This window comes from Providencia rustigianii DSM 4541 (assembly GCF_000156395.1).
In the GTDB taxonomy this organism is placed as follows: Bacteria; Pseudomonadota; Gammaproteobacteria; order Enterobacterales; family Enterobacteriaceae; genus Providencia; species Providencia rustigianii.
This window is the reverse complement of the sequence record NZ_GG703822.1, coordinates 543-917: the sequence shown is the minus strand read 5'-3', so window position 1 is coordinate 917 and position 375 is coordinate 543. Positions and strand designations below refer to the sequence as shown.

Below are 375 nucleotides of genomic sequence, written 5' to 3'. Positions count from 1 at the left end.
TCCACCATAAATTTTTCTGATTATTCAGAATAGATTAGTCAAATAGTCTATTGCGAATAATTATGCTCTTTAACAATCTGGAACAAGCTGAAAATTGAAAACAACGCACATTGTTTTGCTTAAACAATGTGAGAGTCTCTCAAAAAATCTCAACTTGAATGATGTTCTCTGAAGAACAGCAGCAAGTGGCATGAGTGAGCAGTGTGAAATTCAAGGCGGACAGCGTGCAGCAAGCGCAACGTACAGTAGTACGTGAGCATTGCGAACCCTGCCCAACGAAGAAGTTCACCACGCGCAACCATGACGCCCAATGTTGTCTGATAGCGAAACACCTTCGGGTTGTGAGGTTAAGCGACTAAGCGTACACAGTGGATG

Annotated in this window: 1 rRNA gene (cut by a window edge); it reads left to right on the top strand. The window is 42.7% G+C overall.

The features are described from left to right. Positions 1–191 precede the first annotated feature (191 nt). A 16S ribosomal RNA gene (locus PROVRUST_RS20035) occupies positions 192–375 on the top strand; its annotated part runs 542 nt beyond the window's last position; the annotation flags it as partial.